The sequence below is a fragment of the Romboutsia sp. genome, assembly GCF_051659545.1.
Classification (GTDB): domain Bacteria; phylum Bacillota; class Clostridia; order Peptostreptococcales; family Peptostreptococcaceae; genus JBOFOR01.
Genome location: NZ_JBOFOR010000239.1, coordinates 1 through 24,915, shown reverse-complemented (window position 1 = coordinate 24,915; position 24,915 = coordinate 1). Strand labels below are relative to the sequence as shown.

General features: G+C 28.4%; 18 protein-coding genes. 2 read left to right on the top strand and 16 right to left on the bottom strand.

The features are described from left to right. Nucleotides 1–24: 24 nt before the first annotated feature. Entirely contained in the window at nucleotides 25–3,330 is a 3,306-nt protein-coding gene (cspBA, locus tag ACRC03_RS13560) for a bifunctional germination protease/germinant receptor pseudoprotease CspBA (protein ID WP_438653116.1), read from the bottom strand. A 192-nt stretch (nucleotides 3,331–3,522) separates the two neighbouring features. Here cspBA and ACRC03_RS13555 point away from each other — a divergent pair, with 192 nt between their 5' ends. Continuing rightward, nucleotides 3,523–4,611, top strand: coding sequence for an AI-2E family transporter (locus tag ACRC03_RS13555; protein ID WP_438653115.1), 1,089 nt, complete (start codon nucleotides 3,523–3,525; stop codon nucleotides 4,609–4,611). Nucleotides 4,612–4,695: 84 nt separating this feature from the next. Here the strand turns inward: ACRC03_RS13555 and eam are convergent, their stop codons facing one another. The 7 genes from eam to ACRC03_RS13520 form a co-directional block, all read right to left on the bottom strand. Beyond that, complete coding sequence (gene eam / locus ACRC03_RS13550) at nucleotides 4,696–5,958, bottom strand: glutamate 2,3-aminomutase (RefSeq protein WP_438653114.1); 1,263 nt, start codon at nucleotides 5,956–5,958, stop codon at nucleotides 4,696–4,698. 240 nt (nucleotides 5,959–6,198) lie between these two features. Beyond that, nucleotides 6,199–6,405: a hypothetical protein gene (locus tag ACRC03_RS13545; protein WP_438653113.1), complete on the bottom strand. Its 207-nt coding sequence runs from the start codon at nucleotides 6,403–6,405 to the stop codon at nucleotides 6,199–6,201. 77 nt (nucleotides 6,406–6,482) lie between these two features. Then, a complete protein-coding gene (locus tag ACRC03_RS13540; protein ID WP_438653112.1) occupies nucleotides 6,483–7,565 on the bottom strand; it encodes a sensor histidine kinase in 1,083 nt (360 codons plus the stop codon). Nucleotides 7,566–7,651: 86 nt separating this feature from the next. After that, nucleotides 7,652–9,175, bottom strand: a complete 1,524-nt coding sequence (locus tag ACRC03_RS13535; RefSeq protein ID WP_438653111.1) for a hypothetical protein — start codon at nucleotides 9,173–9,175, stop codon at nucleotides 7,652–7,654. A gap of 382 nt (nucleotides 9,176–9,557) precedes the next feature. Continuing rightward, a complete protein-coding gene (locus ACRC03_RS13530) occupies nucleotides 9,558–9,905 on the bottom strand; it encodes a cupin domain-containing protein (protein WP_438653110.1) in 348 nt (115 codons plus the stop codon). Between the two features lie 122 nt (nucleotides 9,906–10,027). Beyond that, nucleotides 10,028–11,182 (bottom strand): peptidylprolyl isomerase, encoded by a 1,155-nt coding sequence (locus tag ACRC03_RS13525; RefSeq protein WP_438653109.1) that lies wholly within the window; start codon nucleotides 11,180–11,182, stop codon nucleotides 10,028–10,030. A gap of 96 nt (nucleotides 11,183–11,278) precedes the next feature. After that, nucleotides 11,279–12,178: a hypothetical protein gene (locus ACRC03_RS13520; protein WP_438653108.1), complete on the bottom strand. Its 900-nt coding sequence runs from the start codon at nucleotides 12,176–12,178 to the stop codon at nucleotides 11,279–11,281. 275 nt (nucleotides 12,179–12,453) lie between these two features. Between ACRC03_RS13520 and ACRC03_RS13515 the strand changes: the two genes are divergently transcribed. Continuing rightward, nucleotides 12,454–13,695, top strand: coding sequence for an NAD(P)-dependent oxidoreductase (locus tag ACRC03_RS13515; protein WP_438653107.1), 1,242 nt, complete (start codon nucleotides 12,454–12,456; stop codon nucleotides 13,693–13,695). Between the two features lie 52 nt (nucleotides 13,696–13,747). Here the strand turns inward: ACRC03_RS13515 and metK are convergent, their stop codons facing one another. The 8 genes from metK to ACRC03_RS13475 form a co-directional block, all read right to left on the bottom strand. Continuing rightward, on the bottom strand, nucleotides 13,748–14,941 hold the full coding sequence (gene metK, locus ACRC03_RS13510; RefSeq protein ID WP_438653106.1) for a methionine adenosyltransferase: 1,194 nt from the start codon (nucleotides 14,939–14,941) through the stop codon (nucleotides 13,748–13,750). Between the two features lie 16 nt (nucleotides 14,942–14,957). Beyond that, complete coding sequence (gene speB, locus ACRC03_RS13505) at nucleotides 14,958–15,842, bottom strand: agmatinase (RefSeq protein WP_438653105.1); 885 nt, start codon at nucleotides 15,840–15,842, stop codon at nucleotides 14,958–14,960. Next, nucleotides 15,832–16,683, bottom strand: a complete 852-nt coding sequence (gene speE, locus ACRC03_RS13500; protein WP_438653104.1) for a polyamine aminopropyltransferase — start codon at nucleotides 16,681–16,683, stop codon at nucleotides 15,832–15,834. The genes speB and speE overlap by 11 nt, the downstream gene beginning before the upstream one ends. A 140-nt stretch (nucleotides 16,684–16,823) precedes the next feature. Then, complete coding sequence (speD, locus tag ACRC03_RS13495) at nucleotides 16,824–17,258, bottom strand: adenosylmethionine decarboxylase (RefSeq protein ID WP_438653103.1); 435 nt, start codon at nucleotides 17,256–17,258, stop codon at nucleotides 16,824–16,826. An 18-nt stretch (nucleotides 17,259–17,276) separates the two neighbouring features. Continuing rightward, on the bottom strand, nucleotides 17,277–18,779 hold the full coding sequence (locus tag ACRC03_RS13490; protein WP_438653102.1) for an aminotransferase class I/II-fold pyridoxal phosphate-dependent enzyme: 1,503 nt from the start codon (nucleotides 18,777–18,779) through the stop codon (nucleotides 17,277–17,279). A gap of 500 nt (nucleotides 18,780–19,279) precedes the next feature. After that, nucleotides 19,280–21,052 carry an HD domain-containing phosphohydrolase gene (locus ACRC03_RS13485; protein ID WP_438653101.1) on the bottom strand — a complete coding sequence of 591 codons (1,773 nt, stop codon included), beginning with the start codon at nucleotides 21,050–21,052 and terminating at the stop codon, nucleotides 19,280–19,282. A 248-nt stretch (nucleotides 21,053–21,300) separates the two neighbouring features. Next, complete coding sequence (locus tag ACRC03_RS13480) at nucleotides 21,301–23,889, bottom strand: cation-translocating P-type ATPase (RefSeq protein ID WP_438653100.1); 2,589 nt, start codon at nucleotides 23,887–23,889, stop codon at nucleotides 21,301–21,303. Nucleotides 23,890–24,172: 283 nt separating this feature from the next. Further along, nucleotides 24,173–24,915, bottom strand: a 743-nt coding sequence (locus ACRC03_RS13475; RefSeq protein ID WP_438653099.1) for a tyrosine-protein phosphatase, incomplete at its 5' end; no start/stop codon positions are given.

Below are 24,915 nucleotides of genomic sequence, written 5' to 3'. Positions count from 1 at the left end.
ATAGGATTTTATATTACCACCTCCTTATTTTAATTGATCAAATATCCCCCTTACATTCAAAAGTCCATACCCTGAAATTGCATTTGGGTAATTTGTATCATCACTTTTTTTAGCTCCAGCAATTAAGTACGTTTTTAACATTTGTATATATGCTTTATCTTTATATCTTCCGTCAACATAAGTAAATTGCAAATACATGGCTGCTGCTCCTGATACATAAGCTCCAGCTACTGATGTACCCGTAATTGTTCCATATTTATTTCCAGGGTAAGGAGCTATTATATTAACTCCCGGTGCAACTAAATCTGGCTTTAACATACCTTCAATACTTGGGCCTCTGGATGAAGTTGGCCATACACTATTGTTAACAATATTGTAGGCTCCTACAGTTATAACATCTTCATAAACTGCAGGGAAATTTATAGTATAGAATGGATCCACTTCTCTAAACTTTGTAGTTTTCTTAATAAAAACTCTATTCGGCAAGTACATGTGAAATTGTCCCGTTGTAGTATATTCTCCATTCATTTTTATTTTCCAAATTCCTTTTTTGGCATTTGTCAATATTACGCTTACAAATTGTTGTCCTGAAAATGTGGTTGGAAATACATAGTTTATAGAGTATTTAGTTCCTTCTAAATCAAATTCTCCCGTTACTTGACTATAATTTGATACTGGTGCTTCTTTACTTTCTTCTCCTGTAGGAGATATTACCTTTATATCAACTTTATACGGTCTGTCAATCCAAACTTGAATTTCTATCTCACTTTCATCTTCACCTAGTTCTATCTCTACCTCTTCTGATTCTCCAATTAATGGTATTTTACCAGAGGTATGAGTTTGAGTATTTCCTTCATTTCCAGCTGCACATACTATACAAAGCCCTCTCACAAAGTATGTACTTTCAGTAACTGCTCTATTTGTTAAACCCGCCAAGCTATTACTTCCTAATGAAGTATTTATAACTATGGGTTTGTTCAACTCTATAGATTTTGAATAAACATACTGTGTTGCAGCTGCTACCATAGCATTAGTATAATATCCATTAATTTTAGCCAGCTTTACTACTATTAACTCTGCATCTTCTGCTACCCCTGCATATTCTTTATTTAAGTTGCCTAGACCTGCACATATACCACTTAACATAGTCCCGCTTCCAACTTCATCAACGGATAAAGACGCATCTTTTTTTGCTATTGCTTCATTAATATTTTCTGTAGTATATTCCGTTCCAATATAATAACCTTTTGGTGGTTTACCTTCTTTGGTTTGGTCCCATAAATATAATATTTTTGATGTTCCATCTGCATATATAAAATCCTCGTGTAAGTAATCTATTCCACTATCAATTACAGCTATAATAACTCCCCTACCTGTAATAGATATATTAGGGTTATTTTTAAAATAATTTACTCCTATTTCTTCATTTGCTACTACCCCATTACTAGTTCCTTGGCTAACTTCTCCTAGAGATGCCATTCTTAATGTATTTTCTATTCGTATTATAGAATTTAAGCTTAATATTTTCACAATATCTTTGTAATTATTTTCATCTAATAATAGTACATCTAAATCATCACTAATTTTAATATTATTATAATTTATCTTTTTTTCATTTAATTCTTTTTCAAAATTAGAATCATGAACTATATTTATACCTTTTATAATCTCAGAATCTCTATATATATTTCTTAATAAATGTTTTTTCTTTCTATAGGAAAATTCCAGTTCTTGATTATTATTTGATTCATCTTGTAAATCTATATTTGATAAATTTAAGTTTCCATAACCTGATGAATTATTTGGATATTTTATATTTGCTTTTCTTTTAGCATTTCTTAATAGCAGTGACCTTAGTTTTTGTGAATACAAAAATAAGTCATTTCCTCTTACTATTCCCCACTCCATAAACAAACTACACACTCCTGTAACATGTGGTGCAGCCATACTAGTTCCAGTAAGTGCTCCTACATTTCCTCCCGGCAAAATAGATACTATGTCTTCTCCAGGTGCTAGTAAATCAGGTTTAATTACACCTTGGTTTATATCTCCTTTTCCTGAAAATATGGATATAATATCAGTCCTTGAATTATAGCTACCAACTGTTATTACCCTTCTTGCAGTCCCTGGAACGGTTACCGTTAATTCTGTTGTCGGTTGTAAAAACCTAGTGTCTCTGCTCAAACCTTCAGACGTTGGTAAATATATATTTATACTTCCATCTACAATTGATACAGGCTCAAATACTAGCTTCCATATACCTGCACTTATTTGTCTAGTTGCTTTTAGCTGTATTGTAACTCTTCTAGTTAATGAATAGGGTGCTATTGGGTAAAAATATCCAGTTATCTCAGTTGAGCTTATTTTATTTTTAACTTGAGGTGACTCAGCTGATATAGGTTTGGTTTTTTCATTTGATGGGCTTACTAAATATACCTTAAAATCATCTGCAAAATTAGGCCATATATTTATATTTAGTATTCTTTCACTTTCTCCTATTACAAGTTCCACTTCTTTAAGATTTTTGTTTTCTAATGTAATTGCTTTATGTCCACCTTTGTCAGCATTGTTTCCCGATGCAACTACTATATTATTTTTCCAAAACAAACACATATCATCAATATATTGTTCGAATAAAGATTCTCCTCTATGAGATCCTTCATTACTTCCATAGCTTAAATTTATAGCAACTGGCATCTTTAATTCTAATGACTTATCTAGTATAAATTTTATAGCTCTCATAAATTCTGTACTTTTAGAAAATATATCAGTCTGCCTACTACCAACCCTTACTACTATTAAATTAGCATCTATAGCAATTCCACTTGCTATACCTGCTACATGTGTTCCATGTGCGCTTGTAGGAGATACTGGAATGAATTTACTCCCTTCTATCGCTTTATTTATATCATTGTTAGTATATAAGCTCCCTCCTTTAAATCCTTCTGGAGGATTACCATTTACAGATTGGTCCCAATAATAAAGTATTTTTGACTTTCCACTCTTATCTTTAAATATTGGTAAATTGTAGTCAATTCCCGAATCAATTATTCCAATAATAGTTCCTTTTCCAGTTAAACCAGTCTTATTTTTAAAATTTGTTATTCCTGTACTCGAAAAACTTTGACTATCTTGAGATTGTAGTATAAAAGGTTTTTCCACATATTCTATTTCTGGATAAAGCACTAATTTTTCTAAGTTTTCTTGATTTTCAGAAATTATTATTGCATATGTTGGCGCTAAAATTTCTACATACACACCTAATTCTTTTTCTAATTTTAAAATATCTCCATTATATTTTACTATTACCTCATAATCTATAATAATCACCTCCTAAAAAACTTTACATTTAATATATATGCTGGTTTTGCTTTTTTTATATTAAATAGTGATATTCATTAAATTTAATAGTATAATAATACAATAGTCAAAATTTGCGACAAAAACTTTATTTATAACAAAAATTATAATTTAAGCATAATTCTATAAATTATACGAATTAATAAAAAAGGATGTGTTTTTTTGAAGGATAAGAAATTTTTTATAAATATTATATTTACAGTAGTTATATCTTACGTTTTAATAAAATTCATTGATAACTACAAATACTTCTTTGATGTTTTTAGCTTGCTTTTATCATTGCTAACTCCATTTGTTATAGCTTTTATATTAGCTTACATTTTTAATCCAATTGTACATTTTTTAGAATATAATTTGAAATTCAAGCGTATATTTGCATTACTTTTTACTTACAGTATTTTATTAGTTTTAATAGTATCATTTGTTCTTTTTACTGCTCCAGTCATAGTAAACAGTCTTATTGATATAGTAAATCAAGTTCCTATTTATGCAGAAAAAACACAATCATTTTTAATTGAAACGGTACAAAGCTTACAAAATATTGATCCTCAAACCTTAAAAGACATTGGAGATAAAGTTATGGGTTCAATTCCAAAACTTAGTACTCTATTTGCTGGTTATTTGGGTCAAATATTTTCTACAACATTTTCAGTTGGGAAATTTATTGTGCAATTTGTACTAGCTTTTATAATTTGCTTCTATATACTGCTCGAAAAAGAAAGCTTTTTACATTTTTGCAAAAAATTAATCTATATAATACTAGGTAAAAAATATGGAGACTTCACTATAGAAGTTGGCGGGGTTTTAAATACTAATATTGGAAAATATTTTTCTGGAAAAATTTTAGACTCTTTTATTGTAGGAGTACTATCAGCTACAGGCCTTTATTTTATAGGTTCTCAATATGCTCTATTATTCGGTATGTTGATAGGATTTATGAATCTAATACCTTACTTTGGTCCTGTTATTGGAATGGCTCCTGTATTTATAGTAAATTTATTTTATAATCCTACAATAGCTGTCTTCTCATTACTCTACTTAATGTTGGTTCAGCAAATAGAAATGGCAGTTATAGAGCCTAAAATTGTAGGAGGCCAATTAGGTCTTAGTCCTTTTTTAACAATACTAGCTGTAACTATTGGTGGAGGTTTTTTTGGAATACCTGGTATGATATTATCTGTACCTATAATGGGTGTTATAAAAATATATTCAGCTAAGTTTATAGAATACAAATATAATGATATAAAATAATATAGAGTATAAAATAAAAAGAGTGGATATCCACTCTTTTTATTTTATACTCTATATTATTAAAATTCTACGATTTAATTCTATTTAGATAGTATTTTTTATCATCTCTTTTATATTTATTGCAGGTGTATCTTCAACTTTTACAACTTCACCTTCCCAAGTTCTTATCATTATATAATCTTTTCCTTGAGATATTAAATATTGTGGTAAAAGAGGTGTCTTACCTTTTCCTTTTGGAGCATTTATTATATAAGTTGGTATTGCCATTCCTGATGTATAACCTCTTAAGTATTCCATTATTTCTAATCCATCATCTACAGATGTATTGAAATGCTTAGTTCCTTTTACATGTTTACTATGGAATATATAATATGGTCTAACTCTTATTTTTAATAATTCATGATTTAAACATCTCATTACATATTTGTCATTATTTACTCCATTTAAAAGTACTGCTTGATTCCCTAATGGAACTCCATTATTAGCTAGTTTTTCACAAGCTTCTTTAGTTTCTTTAGTTATTTCCATTGGATGATTAAAGTGAGTATTTATATATATTGGATGATATTTTTTTATCATATTGCAAAACTCATCAGTTATTCTTTGAGGCATAGTAACTAAAGTTCTAGTTCCTAATCTTATATAGTCTACATGAGGTATTTTTCTTATTTCACTTATTATCCACTCTAACATATCATCTTTTAATGTAAGTGGGTCTCCTCCTGTTATCAGTACATCTCTTATTTCTTCATTAGCTCTAATATAATCTATAGACTCTTGTATCATGCTTTTTGATGTATGACAATCCTCTAGACCTATATTTCTTCTTCTTTGACAATGTCTACAATACATTGCACATTCATTTGTTACATTTATTATTAATCTATCTGGATATCTTCTAGTAATGCTTCCTGCTGGATTTGTGAATTCTTCTCCCATAGGATCTAAGTTTTCCTCTGTATCTTCTAACTCTATGTAAGATGGTATAGACATTAATTTTATTGGATCATATATATCTTCTGGATCTATTAAACTTAGATAATATGGTGATATTGCCCATCTGAATTGATTTTGTACTTTTCTTATTTGTTCTATTTCTTTATTAGTTAACTTTAATATTTTAGATAAAACATCTATATCTGTCACTCTATTTGATAACTGCCATTTATAGTTATTCCAATCGTCTTCTGTGCCACCTAATATCCCTAGTATTTTTTGTTTTCTTAATTTTATTTCTTCTTCTTTTTCAATACCTTTAGGTATTGTATTTTTTATATCTGTATAGTCTTGTATTCTCGATTTTAATTCTTGGGCTCTTTCTATAGAAATTTTAGTTGATTCCTTCATAAGTTTTCTATCAAGATTAAATTTTCTTGATATTTACCCCCTCTCCGGTATAATTTAACTTAATAATTACACCCTATCCTATATAATTTAATTTTAAAAAACATTAAATTTAAATTGTAATAATTTTTTTACTTTTTAAATATTTTAACATAAAAATTTTTTTCACACAATATCTTCTATATTACTTAAATCTCTATAAAACTTCAAAAACTCACATATTTCAATATGTGAGTCCTTAATTTAAGTGTTTTCGTCTATTTTTTTGTTGAGTTTTGCTAACATATTTTTTGAGAAATTTGATATATCTTGCGGAATACATGTAAATGTTGCTAGCATAGTATAAATTTCTATTGCTCTTCTGTAATCTTTCTTCCCTGTGTATGATTTAAAAGCGTCTTCAGCTAAAGCCTTTGATACTTCTGTAATTTGATCATATCTCCTTCTCAATTTAATCTCCCCTTGATATAAAATAGTAAAGTATATAAAATCATATTATTTTATATGCTAAATTATTCATATAAACTTTAGCCATATATATCAGAAAACTCTATTTTTATTTTTTCAACTCTTTCTACTTCTTGATTCCATAGTTTTCTTTTATTGTCTTCTTCAATTATTTTATTAGGGATCTTTATATTAAACTCTGTCCACTCACCTATGCAACTATCTACATATATGTTACCATTATGTTGTTCTACTAAAGCTTCTACTAAAGCTAGACCTATTCCACTTCCCTCTTTTACTATACTTCTTTCATCATTTAACCTTACATATTTATCAAATATTTTTTCTATATTTTCTTTTGACATTCCAATTCCATCATCTTTAACCTTAACGTTAACGTATTCATCTCCGTGAGAAATAGCTATTATAATTTTACCATTTTCCTTTTTTCTAAATTTAACCGCATTAGATATTAGATTCAGTATTATTCTTTCCATTTTTTCCATATCAAAAGAAATTATAAGTTCTTCTACATCCGTATCAAAAACTAAACTCATATTATTTAATTTAATAAATGATTCTATTGATTCACATATATCCTCTATGAAATAAATTATATTGCTATTTGTCGGATTGTAAGAGCTATAGCCTAACTCTATTTTATTATCATCTGATATATTATTTACTAATTTTAATATTCTGTATCCATTCTGATTTATTATATTTAGATATTTTTTTATATCTTCTAAGGAAATTTCTATGTTTTTTTCTATTTTTTGATTTAGAAGTTGTATTGAACTAAAGATTAGATTAAGAGGTGTCTTAAATTCATGAGTTAAATTTGCTAAAAAATTAATTTTTGATAAATCTGATATATTTTCTTCTATATCAAACCATACTATAACTTCATCCTCTTTTATTTTAGTACTTTCTAATTTGTATTTATTGTATAAATTATTTGTATTTATATTATTTGATTCCCCGTTTATAGCGTATTTTACTATTTTTTTTATTCCGTCGTTATTTTTTATATCTGTAATTTTAATATTTGAGCTTTTACTATTGTCTATATTTGTTTCTTTTATTTGTAGCTCATCATCTATTATGCTCGCTATAATAAAAGGACGAGGACTCTCAAACAATAATTGTTTATATTTGTCCATATAAAATTGCCCTCCATCTTAAAATTTGCATTATATAGCCTCTAAAATAGATTGGTTCTTTTACCAATCTATTTTAGAGGTTTAGTTTATCTTTTTACATTTATTATATTACTAGGTTTAGAATAGATGTTATTTTGATTTGCTACTACATATACATCAAAGTTTACATCTTCTTCATTGGTAGGTATTGTAAGTTCATTTCCTTCTACTGCATTTTGATATAGAATAAATCCACTATCTTCCTTAATATTATCTTTTATATATATACTATAAGTTACATTAGGTATATTTATAGCATTCCATTTTAATTTAATAGAATCATCATTAATCTCACTATATAAATTTTCTACCTTTTGATTTTCTATGTCCTGTTTTTCAGGCTTTATATTTACAATCGTACTTTGTCCTGTATTTCCTGTTGGTGTTTTTCCTACTACATACAGACTCACACTTGGTATGTCTCCATTGATTAAATCTAGTTCAACAGTAGCACTAACTATATTGTCTAAAACATCTTCTTCTTTTATTTTTATATTTTTAAACAATTTGAAATCTAAATTTTCTTCAGAATTATTTTTTAGATATATTTCATAATCATAAACACCTTTTATATAATCCCATGAAAGTTTAATTAATATTTTGTTATTTACTACCTCATAATCAACTACTAGATTTTCTATTTTATTGTTTGTTATAGGTTCTTTTATAACTTTTATTGTTATGATTTTAGATTTATTACCACAACTAATTTTAACTTTTTCTTCTCCTTCTTTTAAACCGAATATATTCCCATCTTTATCTAATCTTATACATCTTTCTATTGGAAGTTTTCGGCTTGCTAATTCATACTTTATATTTCCTGGTTTTAGACCTTTTGGAGATGTTATAATTGTAGGTTGTAATTTTTTACTTTTATCTACTCCAACTTCTATAACTGAAGCTATGTCTATTCTTGATATTTTAGTTTGTATTGTACTACTCACTACTAGTTGTTCTTTATCTCCTGATTTTGCATGTATGGTAGCTTTTCCTACTCCTACTGCTTTAATTACATTATTTTCAACTTTTAGGATCTCTTCGTTGCTACTTATATATACAATAGGCTCTTTTTCCTTAAATCTGTCATAATCAACTTCTACTGTAGCTTCAACTCTTGCTGTATCTCCAACATACTTTATATCTCTGCTTACATTTACAGCTAATGACTTTACCCTAGGCTGTACTACTTTTATATTTACTTTTTTCAAAACTCTTGTATTTTTCATAATACCAACAGATGAAGTTCCCTCCTTTAAAGCTATAACCTTATCGCCTTCTATTTTTAGAATTCCATTGTCATCTAATTCCTTAAACCATATTTTTGGTTTTTTTGAATAAGTTGGTATTGTAACATATTCTCCGCTAGACAGGATTATTGTATCATTTAATTTTATTACAAATTTATCTAAGTCTTTTATATAGTCCCCATCTACCATCTGAATTTCTACTCCTTTAACCATAGGCTTTAGAATACCAAATTTAAAAAGGTAGTACTGAGCAACAAGCAGTATAGGTATAGATATTACTATAGCAATTTTTTTTCTATAGCTGTTATCTTGAAAAAACCTCATATAACCACTCCCTTTTAAACTATTAGTACCTATCTATTAAATAATCCCTAATAGTATTTATATTAATTCATTATCTTTGTATAATTATCCTCTAAATTTATTAATTTTTTATACTTTATTTAAAGAACTATAGTATGTAATTTAATATTTTATTTAATATTTTTTTTTGCTCTAAATTTGTAAATCGCAGTCTGAAATTGCCTTTATTTAAAAATAAACATATTAACTTATTTTTGCATTTTTTCCAATTTTAGTTTCTATTATTCAATATGTAAATTATTATTTTATAATTTCTTTAGATTTATATCTAGCTATTACTTAGCCAGGCTCTGGGTTTTCCCAGAGCTATTATTTATTAATCTTTATATATTCCTATTAATCTTTATGCTCTTATTACTGTTGCTAAAAATTCTAAATCTTCATCGCCTATATTTTCTATATAATGTTCTTTTCCATCTGCTGTATAAACAACATCACCTTCAGTAACCTCTACAAGTTGTCCATTATCAAATACTTTTCCTTTTCCTTTTAGTATGTAATATACTTCAAAATCATCTGTATGATCATGCATTCCTATAGAATTTCCTACAGGTATTATAATTCTTGCAAATAGTGTCCCTTTATCTTTTAACTCATCTCCTTGAATTATATGTTGAAGCTTTACAACACCTTTTCCATTTCTTAATTTTTCTTTTTCTACAGTTAGTAAATCATCTTTCCTTTTTATCATTTTACACACCCCTTCTTAAAATAATCATAACATAAAAAACCTCCTTTTATATATGCATTTTTATATATAAAAGGAGGTCTATTTTTAATTTAGATACAAGTTTAATAGCTATATTAAGTTTTTTATTTAACTGTTACATTGTATTTTTCTGTTAAGTCTTCAATTATATTACTTTGTTTTTGATATGATAAATTATATTTTAACTCTTCTTTTACATCATCTAATTCATCATAGGTTTCATCAGTTTTCTTAATTATATGATATCCATACTCAGTTTCTACTAATTTGTCTGTGATATCTCCAACTTTTAATCCAAATGCCGCATCTTCAAAAGCTTGTACCATTTGACCTTTAGAGAATAATCCTAAATCTCCGCCATTTTGTGCACTACTGTCATCTGAATATTCTTTTGCTAACGTAGCAAAATCAACACCTTCTTTTGCTTGTTTTAATATTTCTTCAGCTTTTTCTTTATTCTTTTTCTTTTGCTCATCACTAACTGCTTTTCCTTCATCGTCAGTATTCTTGATAAGTATGTGTGATGCCTTAACCTTTAAGAATTCTTCTTTATTTTTATTGTAATAATTTTCTGCTTCTTTATCACTTACATCTGATGCTTCTCCTAAATATTTAGTAGCTATTAATTCTTTTTCTAAGTTCTTTCTTATGGTGTCTTTAGGTATATTAAATTTATTTATTAAGTCCTCTTCTGTCATTCCATAATTTTGTGTTAAGCTAGCTATCATAGTGCTATATTCTGATGTTACATCATCTTCACTTACTTTTATATCTTCTGCCCTACCTTCTAAGTATAAAACTTCAGTTGTAGTTATATAGTCTATCATACTAGACTCATATGCTTTTATTTCATCCTTCGTTAATTTTTCTTTTGATTTTATATAGAATAGTGGTTCCATTCTATATGAAAGATCTTTTTCTGTTATTTGTGTATCTCCTACTGTAGCTACTACTTTATTATTGCTATAGTTTTGCCATGTTGCTGGTAACTTTCTTCCAGCTTCTTTTCCTGTTGTAAATCCTACTCCTAAGCATACAATTCCTACTACAGCGGTTATTACTATTGCTTTTATATTCTTATTCTTTTTACTTATATTCTTATTACCTTCAATATCTTTTAATTCTTTTGCTTCTTCATTATTAGTTATACTATCAGTTTCTTCTCCAAGTATAGTATTTATATTGTTTTCTTCGGGTACAGTTTTTTTCTCCTGTATAGTTTCTTCTTCAATATTATTTTTATTTTTTTCTTCTGACATGTGGTCCTCCTAAAATTTTACTCTGATTCTATTTTATCTTATAATAGATTTAATTGTGTGAATATAAAATGAAACTCTTGTGAATTTATTATGAAGTTAAATATTTCTTAGACTATATCTTATTTCACGTCTTCCCACTTTTGTTTCTTTGTACTTTAACATATCTGAAATTTCTTGCTTATCTTTATTTAAATATGTGGCACATTCATCTAGTGATTTAAATATCTCTATAACTTCTCCATTTTTATCAACTAACTCTATTTTTTTCTTGCCGCCTCTTTTGATTATAGACTTATATTTTTCAAAATACTCATTATATTCGTAATCTATGCTTTCAAATTTATAATGCATTTTTATCGGCTCTATTTTCTCATTAGATAAAATATCTTCTCTTTTGTTTTGTGATATTTTTGCTGTAAATATTTTATCATGTAAATAATTAAATTTTTCAAGTGGAGATTTATTACTTTCTAAGTAGTTAGAATTATCATTAACCTGTAGTTCTTTACTTAAATATGTTATGGATTCTCCTAAGTAATCTGTGTAACCAAACTTTAAATTTTCTATTATGTAATCCTCTGCTATTTTTAATTTTCTGCTGCATTCTTTATGTGTTTTAAAAACTTGTTCTTCATATGTATATATATCAATTACCTTTATATTCTTACCTCTTTTTATTTTTGCATTTAATATAAATTCCTCATCTATCTGTTTTTCTTGTTGAATATCCTCTTCCTCACTATCCTCTTCACAGATTTCAGTTTCTTCATTTTCATCTTCAATCTCTTTTACTCTTTCTATATCATCACTTTTATTTTCATCTTTTTTAACTATTTCTTCCTCAATTTTGACTATTTCTTCTTTTTCTATAACCTCTATACTCTCATTTAATTCGATTTCATTATTTTCCTGTACTGAAATATCTGTATTGTTGTCCCCCTCGTCTATCTTTAATTCAGTACTTTTTTTAAGTCGACTAAAAAACTTTTTTATCAATTATGTCTTCCTCCCAAAATTAATTAATATTTCTAACCATAACTATTTAGGCCATCTAATATATTACTAAAATATATCATATTAGTAAACTAATAAACTTTCTTATTGCTTAATTCGAAATATATTGTACTCTTACAATATATTTATACAAATTTATACTTGTTATAAAAATGCTCCTTCTCATAAATAATATTTGTATTACAAATATTTTTTTTCTGATATAATATAAAAAATATATGTGAAATCGTATTAAATTGTCGTAGGGTGGTGTATTAATGCTTAATAATTTAATAGAAGCTAATAATTGTATTCTTTGTAAGAAACCTAGGTGTCAAAATAATTGTCCTATAGATACACCTATACCTGAAATAATAAAATTATATAAGGAAAATAAAATAGAAGAAGCTGGCAAAATACTTTTTGAAAATAATCCTCTATCTGTAATATGCTCAATAGTATGTCCTCATGAAAATCAATGCAGTGGAAATTGTATAAAAGGATTAAAAGGTGAGCCTGTATCCTTCAATAAAATAGAGTATGAAATTTCTAGAAAATACTTAGAATCTGTAAGTACAAAAAAGATTAAAAGTAACGGAATAAAAGTGGCTATAGTTGGTTCTGGTCCTGCTGGAATTACTGTAGCTTTAGAGCTCTGTCGTCGTGGTTATGACGTAACTATTTTTGAAAAAAATGAAAAAATAGGTGGTATATTAACTTATGGTATACCAGATTTTAGGCTTCCTAAATCTAATATAGAACTCTTAGAAAAATATTTAAAAGCTGTAGGAGTTAGCATAAAAATAAACTCAATGATTGGTCCTGTAGTAACTCTAAATAAGCTTTTTGAAGATGGCTATAAAGCTATTTTTATAGGTACTGGAGTTTGGAATCCAAAGAGGCTTAACATTAAAGGCGAAACCTTCGGCCACGTTCACTATGCTATAGATTACTTAAGAACGCCTAACAGTTATGATCTTGGAGATAATGTAATTGTAATTGGTGCTGGAAATGTTGCAATGGATGCTGCTAGAAGTGCTAAATACTATGGTAGTAAAAATGTTTCTATTTATTATAGGCGTGATGTTTGTGATATGACAGCTACTAAGCATGAGATTAGTGAAGCTCAAGATGAAGGTGTTCATTTTGAAACTTTTAAATCACCTGTAGAAGTTGTTGATGGCGGAATTATATTTGAAGACACTAAAAAAATTGAAAATTTAGATGGCAGTTCATCTTTAGTTCCAGTTGAAGATAGTAAAAAATTCTATCCTTGTGATACAGTTTTAATTGCAATAAGTCAGGTACCTAGAAATACTATTGTTATAAACAATAAAGGCCTTGATGTTAAGCAAGGAGGCCTTCTTATAACTAACGAATTTGGACAAACTACTCGAGATGGTGTATTTGCCTGTGGTGACGTAACAAACGGTGCAAGAACTGTCATAGAAGCAGTTGTTGATAGTAAAAAAGTTTGTGATTCTATGGACAAATATCTGCAACAGTTTTTGGGAAACTAAATTTTATAATATTAAAAATGCGCATCATTCCATGCGCATTTTATTTTATATCTTATTCTCCTAAAGCTTCTTTTCTTAATATTTCAGCTTTGTCGGTTTTTTCCCATGGTAAATCTATATCAGTTCTACCTAGGTGCCCATATGCTGCTACTTGCTTATATATAGGTCTTCTTAAGTCTAAGTCTCTTATTATTGCACCCGGTCTTAAATCAAAGTATTTATTTATTAATTCCACTAAAACCTCTTCTGATACTTTTCCAGTTCCAAAAGTATCTACAAATATAGATAGAGGTTTAGCTACACCTATGGCATAGGCTAATTCTATTTCACATTTATCTGCAAGGCCTGCAGCAACTATATTCTTAGCTACATATCTTGCAGCGTATGCTGCTGATCTATCAACCTTAGTAGGGTCTTTCCCTGAGAATGCACCTCCACCGTGTCTAGAATAGCCTCCATAAGTATCTATTATTATTTTTCTTCCTGTAAGTCCAGTATCCCCTTGAGGTCCTCCTATAACAAATCTTCCTGTTGGATTTATATAGATTATAGTTTCTTGATCAAGCAACTCCGCTGGTATTACTGCTTTTATTACATGTTCTATTAAATCTTTTCTTATCGTATTGTTATCAACATCTTCTCCATGTTGAGTTGATATAAGTATAGTATGAACTCTAACTACTTTACTACCATCGTACTCAACTGTAACTTGAGTCTTTCCATCAGGTCTTAAGTACTCTAAGGTTTTATTTTTTCTAACTTCAGTTAACCTTCTAGCTAATTTATGCGCTAAAGATATAGGTAAAGGCATTAATTCTTCCGTTTCATTACAAGCAAAACCAAACATTATACCTTGGTCACCTGCTCCTACTTTTTCTATATCATCCTCAGTTTGTTCACCACTTCTATTTTCTAGAGCTTCATTAACTCCCATAGCTATATCTCCTGATTGCTCGTCAATAGAAGTTATAACTGCACATGTTTCACTATCAAATCCATATTTCGCTCTATCATAACCTATCTCTTTTACAGTCTTTCTTACTAATTTTGGTATATCTACATAAGTATTAGTACTTATTTCTCCTGCTACAAGCACTAATCCTGTAGTAACAGTTGTTTCACATGCTACTCTTGATAAAGGATCCTTTTCTAATAATGCATCTAATATTGCATCTGATATTTGGTCACAGATTTTATCTGGATGACCTTCTGTAACTGATTCTGAAGTAAATAAGTGTTTTGCCATTTTACATCCTCCTTGATTATTCCTTGTAATTATTACTTAAGACAAGTGTTAACTCCCTTAATATTTTGCACGCTGTGATTGTTGATACATTAGTATTATCGTAATCAGGGCTAAGCTCTACCATATCACAGCCTACTATCTTTATATTATATTTTTTTAATATGGTGAATATATTTTGGAATTCTTTATATGTAACGCCTCCAGGCTCTGGTGTTCCTGTTCCAGAGAAAATAGAAGGGTCAAGAATATCTAAATCTATAGTTAAATAAATATTTTTATTTTTTAATTTTTTTACTATTTCTTCAAAAGTATTTATACTTTCTACTTCCATATATGTATGATTATTTTCTAGCGCAAAATCAAATTCTTCTTTAGTTCCTGACCTAATTCCAAATTGAAAAATTCTATTATCTCCAACTATATCCCATATTCTTTTAATTACTGTTGCATGAGAATTTTTATTATTATTATACTCTTCTCTTAAATCCGTATGCGCATCAAAATGAAGTACATGTATATCTTGATATTTTTCTTGTACCGCCTTAAATGAAGGCAGCGTAACTAAATGTTCACCACCTATCATAAGAGGTATTTTATTATCCTTTACTATTTCTTTTGTTCCTTCATATATTTCATTAAGAACTTTGTCCGTATCTCCAATACTTAGTTCTAAGTCTCCAATATCACAAATTTTATAATCTTCTAAATCTAATTTTAAAAGAGGGCTATAAGTTTCAAGCCCATAAAATTCGGGTCTCATAGAACTACTTGCAAATCTAGTTCCTGGCCTATTCGAAGTCGTTCCATCAAATCCAACTCCAAATACTACTACATTCGCTTCTTCATACTTTGCGTTCATTCCCATAAAATTATTTATCTGATAGAATTTATTATTTTTCATTTAGCATATCCTTTACATATTGAGGCAACATAAATGCTCCAACATGTATATCACTATTATAATATTTAGTTTCCAAATTTAGACTTTCCCATTTTTTTCTGTTTTGATCCTTTATTGGATCAAATTTTTTAGATGCAAATCCAAATAACCAATGACCCGATGGATAAGTTGGTATATGAGCTTGATAAACGTTAGCTACTGGAAATAAGTTAGTTATTTTTTCATTAGCTCTTTTCATTTCTTTAGCATTAAAATCAAAATACGGGCTTTCATTTTGATTCACAAGTATTCCTTCGTCACTTAATACTCTATAGCAATCCTTGTAAAAGTCTATTGAAAACAACCCTTCTCCAGGACCTATTGGATCGGTTGAATCAACTATTATTAAATCATAAACTTTATCCTTAGTATTTTTTACAAAGGCTACTCCATCCTCAAAGTATAGGTTAACCCTTGGATCATCTAGTTTAGAAGCACATATTTCTATATGCTCTCTAGATACATCTACAACCATTTTATCAATTTCAACCATATCTATATTTTCTATATTCGGGTATCTAGTAAGCTCTCTAACTGTGCCTCCATCACCACCACCTATAACTAAAACATTTTTTATTTTCATATTAGTTGCCATAGGTACGTGCACTATCATATCATGATAGATAAATTCATCCTTATAATTTACCATCATTAATCCATCTAAGGTTAAAATTTTTCCAAATTCTTTACTATCAAAAACATCTACTCTTTGAAATTCTGATTCTCCACTAAATAAATGCTTATCTACTTTTATTGAAAAACGTACATTATTAGTCCACTCCTCTGTATACCAAAGCTCCATAATCTTCCTCCCATTTAATTTAATTTGATTTTGTATATCTATTTGTATATTAGCCAGTTGCTAATTTGTATTTTTTTATATTTATGTTATAATTAAAGTTCGAATTTATTTTTTATTTTTATTTTACTTAGGATTTTTATTTATATAGCTTTAGCTTGAGTTTCATGCTCTAGTGGCTTATGAGTAATTTCTCCTAAGTCTTTTTTTGAAAATTTTTGTATTTTAGTTGTTAATCCTCTAGGTATTTCTGTTGATTCACTTCTTTCTGCTTTTAACAATTCTTCTAGTAGCTCAAAACTCTTCCAAGGATCTATATCTCCACAAGTAAAAAAGTCTGCTGCTACATATCCATATTCCGGCCAAGTGTGTATTGTTAAGTGTGATTCTGCTATTATTACAGCTCCTGATACACCCCATGGGTTAAAGTGATGAAAAACAGAATCTACTATTGTAGCCTTTGCATTTAACGCTGAATCGTTCATATATTCTTCTATAAGCTTTGGATCTCTAAGAATCTCTTCGTCGCAATTATAATATTCTACTAATATGTGTCTTCCTAATGTTTCAAATTTCATATTTACCATCTCCTATTTTTATTTTTCCTTAATTACAAAGATAGTTTTTAAGGTCTTATCTTTCATGTCTGTGAGGTGTGCATTGTTTTCTTTTAATAATTTTAAATATTCTATTATTTCTAGGCTTATTACTTCTCCCGGTGATATAATTGGTATACCTGGAGGATAAGCCATTATAGATTCTGCACAAATTCGATTTATACAATTATCTATCTTAATGCTCTCTTTTTGAGAATAAAAAGCTTCTCTTGGAGTAATCACTCTATTCGGTATTATTTGCTTTATTTCTATTTGTTTAAAATTATCTTTATTTCTATAATTTTTAGAAATTTTTATAATTGCATTTATTAACTTATCTATATCCTGCTTAGTAGTTCCTATAGAAATAAGTGCTAATACATTGTATAAATCCCCTAACTCCGCTTGAACACCATACTCTTGATATAATAAATCATAAACTTGATGTCCTGTTATATTTAAATCTTTAACATTTATACATAACTTAGTGTTATCAATAAAAGTTACTCCATCATTTATTAAGGTCTTGTCGCAGAATACGTTTATTCCTGATATTTGATTTAACTTTAACCTTGCATAACGTGCTAAGTCTAAAGCTTTTGACAATTGTTCTTCTCCATTTTTTATCAAATTATACCTAGCACCATCTATGCTAGCCATTAGTAGGTATGATGCTGAAGTTGATTGAAGCATATTTATTGATTGCAATACTTTATTTGTATCTATATTAGTTTTATTTACTAATATAGCTGATGATTGCGTCAAAGCACCACCTGTTTTATGAATACTTATTGCTGACATATCAGCTCCAACTACCATACTTGATGGTGGTAAATCTTTATTAAAAGGAAAATGAGCACCATGGGCTTCATCTACTAACACTAAAACTCCCTTTTCATGACATAACTCCACTATCTTTTTTAAATCTGTACATGCACCATAATAAGTGGGATTTAATATAAAAACAGCTTTTGCATCATTAACTTCTTCTAGTTTAGATTTAATACTTTCAATACTTATATTTAAGCTTATACCCAAATCTCCATTAAACTCCGGTTGAACAAATATAGGTTCTCCTCCTGAGAGTATAAGTGCATTTATTACAGATTTATGAATATTTCTTGGCAATATTACTTTATCCCCTGGATTGATAGTACTTAAAATCATTGCATGTATAGCTCCAGTAGTTCCATTCGTTATAAAAAATGCATCATCTGCATTATAAGCATTAGCTAATAATTCCTGAGATTTTTTTATTATTCCATTAGGGGTAGCTATATTGTCCATCAATGGAGAAGAGTTTATATCCATTTTCATAACCTGCTCTCCAAAATACTTATTTAAAATATCAACACCTTGTTCTTTTACATGCCCTGGAACATCAAAACAAGCTATTTCTTTTAGGGAGTATTTTTTTAACCCATCTAATAAATAAACTTCTTCTTGGGAATAGCATTTTGATTTACTAATCAAAGAAGCTTCTTTTTTATCAATAAAATTCATTTACATCCTCCTTTCATACGCCTTCAAATTAACTATACCTATTTTTAAAGTTTATTTTTATTAAACTTACATTTTTTATTATATTCACAACCTTCTATTTTTGCAACAGTTTTTTTGTTTGTTTTAATATCTTCAAATCCTAGTCTTTCCAGTAATTATGCCTTTTGTTTATTTTTTGAAGTTTGTATTAATTTTAATAAAGTTTAGTATTTATAAACTAATTCAATTATATAATTTTTAACATTTTCATTTTTTATAACCATAATCCAAGTTTTTCCAATAGCTTTAGTTTAATATTTTTTATGTAAAAGTATATTTATACTAAACTTTCTATTTTTTCTTACTTTCCTAATACAATACTTTAAGTTTAGTATTTGTAAATTTTCTAATGAAAATTAGCCTATGTTAATTTAATGTTAATTTATTTTTTTTACTCACAAAATATATTGCATAAAAAAAAGATGCCCTTTTTTAAGCATCTTTTCTATACAATATCATTTCTATGTGATGTAATTTTTTAAGTATTCCACAAAATACTTTACAAGTCGAGGGTCAAATTGTGTTCCAGAGCATTTTTCTAACTCTTTAATTGCATCTTTTTTATCAAGAGCTTTTTTGTATATTATATTATTAGTCATTACATCGTAGGAATCTACTAAATTTATTATTCTAGATATTATAGGTATCTCTTCACCCTTTAGACCTAATGGATATCCTGTACCATCCCATCTTTCATGATGAGTTAAAACACACTTAGCTACGTTATGAAGTTCACTAGATGCATTAATAATACGATATCCTTTTTCTGTATGCATTTTCATTATTTCAAATTCTTCTTTTGTTAACTTGCTTGGCTTTAATAATATCTCTTCATTTATTCCTATTTTACCTATATCATGAAGTTTTGCAACTAAAAGTAATTCATCTAGTTCATCTATTTTAAATCCTAATATTTTCCCTAAAGCTAAAGAATATTTCACTACTCTTTCAGTATGAGCCTGCGTTTCCATATTTTTTTCTTCTAGAGTCTTTTTAAGAGATTCTAATATAGAACTTTTTATACTTTTCTTTTCTAATAGTTTTTGACGATATACTTTTTCTTCTACTTTTTTTATACAATCATAAACGTCTTTTTTTAAGTTGTATTTTACAACTTGTCCTAAAGCAATACTAAGTTGTATAAATTTTTGTTCTGAATCTTGACATTTGCTTATTATATTTTCAATTATTTCTTCACACTTTTTCTCATCACTATTTGGAACTAAAATTATAAATTCATCTCCACCCCATCTAAAAGCATAACTATCCTTACTACAAATATCTTTTATAATATTAGAGATGTCTACTAGCATTCTATCACCTTCTAGATGACCCAGTGTATCATTTACTATTTTTAATCCATTTACATCTCCCATAATAATTCCAAGTGGTAAAAACTGTTCTTTATTCAACTCTTCTATTTTTTCTTCAAAACTATATCTGTTATACAATCCAGTCAGGATATCTGTTTGACTCAAGTACCTAAGTCTTTCTTCTAAATGCTTTCTTTCTGTAATATCTCTAGATAAACCTACGATTCCCCACGCTTTTCCACTATCATCAATAACTGGTATTTTTACGTTCTCCTCAACTTTCTTATTGCCCTTTTCATCTTTTATAGTATATTCAAAATACTTAACTTCTCTATTTTTTAAAATTTCTTGATCTTGTTCAATAAAGTGTTTAGCAACTGTTTTATCATTATAAATTTCCAAATCAGTTTTACCTACAATTTGAGTTATTCCTCTTTTCTTGTAAAACTCTTCAAAATTTTTATTATATCCAATAAATTTTCCTTCTTTATCTTTATAAAATATCGTTTCTGGAACTGCATCAATTATAGTTCTTAAAATATTTTTCTGTTTTTCTATTTCTCTTTCTTTCCTATGATTTGAATTTACTGAAATTCCTCCAATAGCATGTATTTTTTTATCATTATTATAGATAGGAAAGATATAACCTTCTATTAACTCTCCATTAATAACACCCTCAGAAACAACAACTTCTCCACTTTCCATACATAACTTAAAATTTTGATTATAATAAATAGCTTTTTCTTCCCCAAAAGCTTCATAGTTTGTCATGCCAACAACATCTTCATGCTTAATGTTATATACTTCTTCGTAACTTTTATTTAAAAAAATCACTCTAGATTCTGTGTCCTCAATCCAAACAGGCCAAGGCATATTTTCTAAGAATGATTTATATATATCAATCAAGTCAAAGTCTCCCATACTAGCTAGTCTCCCTTTGCAAATTTTACTTTATATCATATTAAATTTCTTCTTAATAAAATATTTTACAGGTTTTTATTATTTCTGTCTACTTATAAGCAAATCACAAATTTTGTCAATTTGTTACATAATATATTAAATGCATATATTCTATAAATGCTAAAAGACCTAACCCCTATATATTAGGAGTAGGTCTCTTAAAAAGTTATTTATTTAAAATTAATTAGATAATTTATTTATTCTTATAATTATCTTTTTATTAACTTACTAACTTCCATACATAATGCTGCTATTACTGATAAACCAAAACATATTGCTAAATTTATTAATTGATATGTTTGAGGTATTTCAAATACAGTTCTCATAAATGGTATTAATGTTAAACTAAACATTCCTAAACATACAACCACTGCACCTAGAGCGTATTTGTTACTTGTAAACCCTAAGGTAAATATTGTTTCTGTATTTGATCTAGCTGCAAATGTTTGAACTATTCTAGATAAAGTAAGTGTTGAGAATGCCATTGCTGTTCCTAATTCTGGAGAATGTTTCATTCCTATATATTGAGCAATTATTGTTACTATACCTATTATGCTACCTCTTACTATAACTGCTTTTAACATTTCACCTTCTAGTATCTTTTCATTTGGATTTCTAGGAGGTAAACTCATAACATTTTTCTCTGGCTTTTCAAGTCCTAATGCTATTGCTGGTAATGAATCGGTTACTAAGTTTATAAATAATAATTGTAATGTTGTGAATGGGTTAGCCCAATCAGCAAATACTGCAAATAGTATAGCTATTATTCCACCTAAGTTTCCTGAAAATAAATAAGTTATAGATTTTTTAATATTGCTATATACTGTTCTACCTACTTCTACAGCTTTTACTATTGTAGCAAAGTTGTCATCAAGTAATACCATTGCAGAAGCATCTTTTGCAACTTCTGTACCACTTCCCATTCCTATACCTATATTTGCTTGTTTTAATGCAGGAGCATCATTTACTCCATCCCCTGTCATTGCACATACTTTACCTTTGTCTTGCCAAGCTTTTACTATTCTTATTTTATTTTCTGGAGATACTCTAGCGTAAACTGATATTTTTTCTAAATCTTTATTTAATTCTTCATCAGTTAAAAGGTCTAATTCTTGACCTGTAAGAGCTAAGTCTCCATCTACTAGTATACCTATATCTTTAGCTATTGCTTTAGCAGTAGTTTTATGGTCACCTGTTATCATTACTGTTTTTATTCCAGATTTTTTAGCATTTTCTACAGCTTCATAAACTTCTTTTCTAGGAGGATCTATCATTGCCATTAATCCAACTAAAGTTAATTCTACTTCATCTTCAATTGCTGGAACAAAGTTTTCATCATCTATTTTTTTAGTTGCAAAAGCAAGAACCCTTAGTGCATTGGTTGAGAATTCTTCATTTGTTTTTTTGTATTCATTTAATATTTCATCGTTCATTGGAACTAGCTCTCCATTGTTTAATGCATATTTACATCTGTTAAATATAACATCTGGAGCTCCCTTTGTGAACATTATTACATTATCATCTATTTTATTAACAGTAGACATTAATTTTCTATCACTATCAAATGGTAATTCACTAAGTCTATTATATTTTTCTCTTAATTTTTTATAACTTAAATTATTACTTTCAGCATAGTTTATTAAAGCTACTTCAGTTGGATCACCTATTTCTACACCTTCAGCAGTTATATCTGAATCATTACAAAGTGTTGATGCTAATGTTAGTGCTACCTCTTGAGAATCTGTATTATCTGTAAGTTTTAGTTTTTGTACTCCATACATATAGAAATCTACTACAGTCATTTTATTTTGAGTAAGTGTACCAGTTTTATCTGTACATATAACACTTGTAGCACCTAATGTTTCAACAGCAGGTAATTTTCTTACTACAGCTTGTTTCTTAGCCATTGTGTTTGTTCCAACTGCTAAAACTATTGTAACTATTGAAGATAGAGCTTCTGGTATAGCAGCAACTGCTATTGCTATTGCAAACATGAATGAATTAATAATGTCAGCACCTCTTACAACTTGAATACCAAATATTGCAACTGCTAATAAAACTATTCCTACACCTAATTTTTTACCAAATTCATCTAATTTTATTTGAAGTGGAGTTTGCTTGTTTTCAGCATTATCTAATAAGTTTGCTATTTTACCAACTTCTGTTTCCATACCAGCTCCAGTTACAACATATGTTGCTCTACCGTAAACTATCATAGAACCACTGAATACCATGTTTTTTTGGTCACCTAATGCACATTCCTCATCAATAGCTTTTTCATGTTTTAATACTGGCTCACTTTCTCCAGTAAGCATACCTTCTACCACTTTTAAAGTTTGTGATTCAATTATTCTACCATCTGCTGGAACATAATCTCCAGCTTCTAACATTACTATATCACCTGCTACCAATTCTCTAGATGGTAAAGTAATTTTCACATCATCCCTTAGTACCTTCGCATTTGGTACTGATAATTTCTTTAAACTTGCTAGTGAACCTTCAGCTTTTTTAGTTTGAACCACACCTAGTACCGAGTTTAAAACTAATACTGCGAATATTATACTTGATTCCACTACTTCACCTAAAAATATTTGTACAAGAGCTGCTACTAAAAGAATTATTACTAGCGGATCTTTAAAACTTTCTAAGAAAAGTTTCCAAGTTGGTGTTTTTTCCTTTTCTTTTAGTTCATTGTAACCATTTTTAGCTAATCTCTCTTCAGCTTCTTCTGCAGATAGACCTTTTATGCTACTATTTAGCATTTTTAAGGTTTCATTTAACTCTCTTTTATAATACATAATTTTACCCCCAAATTTGAAATAACCTGCATACATCATACACGTTTTTTATTGAAATAAAATAAGACCCTCAAAGCAGATTAATATCTGCTCTGAAGGTCTTGCTAACAAGTCTCTACTCGCTAATTAGCCGGGATATAATATCCGAAATGACGACTAATTATCACATGTGTGAAAGCTACTCCCCTTCGTGGGAATTTATTCTATTTATATTATCATTATAAGTATCGATCTTTTTTTGTGCAATAGTTTTTTTCAAGTTAACATAATTTTAACAATTCTATTATTCTAAATACATATCTCTTAGTTTAATTAAATCTTCTTGTGTTAAGCTATACTCTCCATAAAGGTAGTCTTCTATGGTTTCATACATTTCATCAATCTTTTTATATGCTTCATTGATGTAATCTTCGTTGACACCAAATATGTAAGCTAATTTCTCTGTAGGTACTCCTTTTAGTTCAGGTTTTACATTTATGAATTCTTCTATTGCTATTTTAGCATATTCGTTGCTTTTTAAGTATTCTTTTATGATGTCTTCTCTCGATACACCTAGTATCATAAGTATTATTGAACACCCTACCCCTGTTCTGTCTTTACCTGCTGTGCAATGGCTTAGTATTGGTAACATGTTAGGGTCTTTTACAAGTTCCACTAGTTTTTTGTAGGATGGATTATTTATTGGCAAATTGTAGTAGCTTTCTTTCATCATGTTGAATGCCATGTTTTTTTCAAATAGTTCTTGTATCATGTTTTCTACTGAGCCAAAGCTGGCACTGTCTGCGCCTGGTACTTTTAGCATTGCTGGTATTCTTATGTTTGTTATGTTTTCTATGTTTGTTGAAGGATTGCGTTTAGCTTCTTCTTCACTTCTGTAGTCAAATATATGTTTAATTTTTAGTTGTTTTAATAGATTTATATCTTCTTCGTTTAAATCTTGTATGTGGGCTGATCTGAAGAACAGACCTTTTTTTATTATTCTTCCATCAGAGGACTTGTGTCCTCCTAAATCTCTAAAGTTTTTCA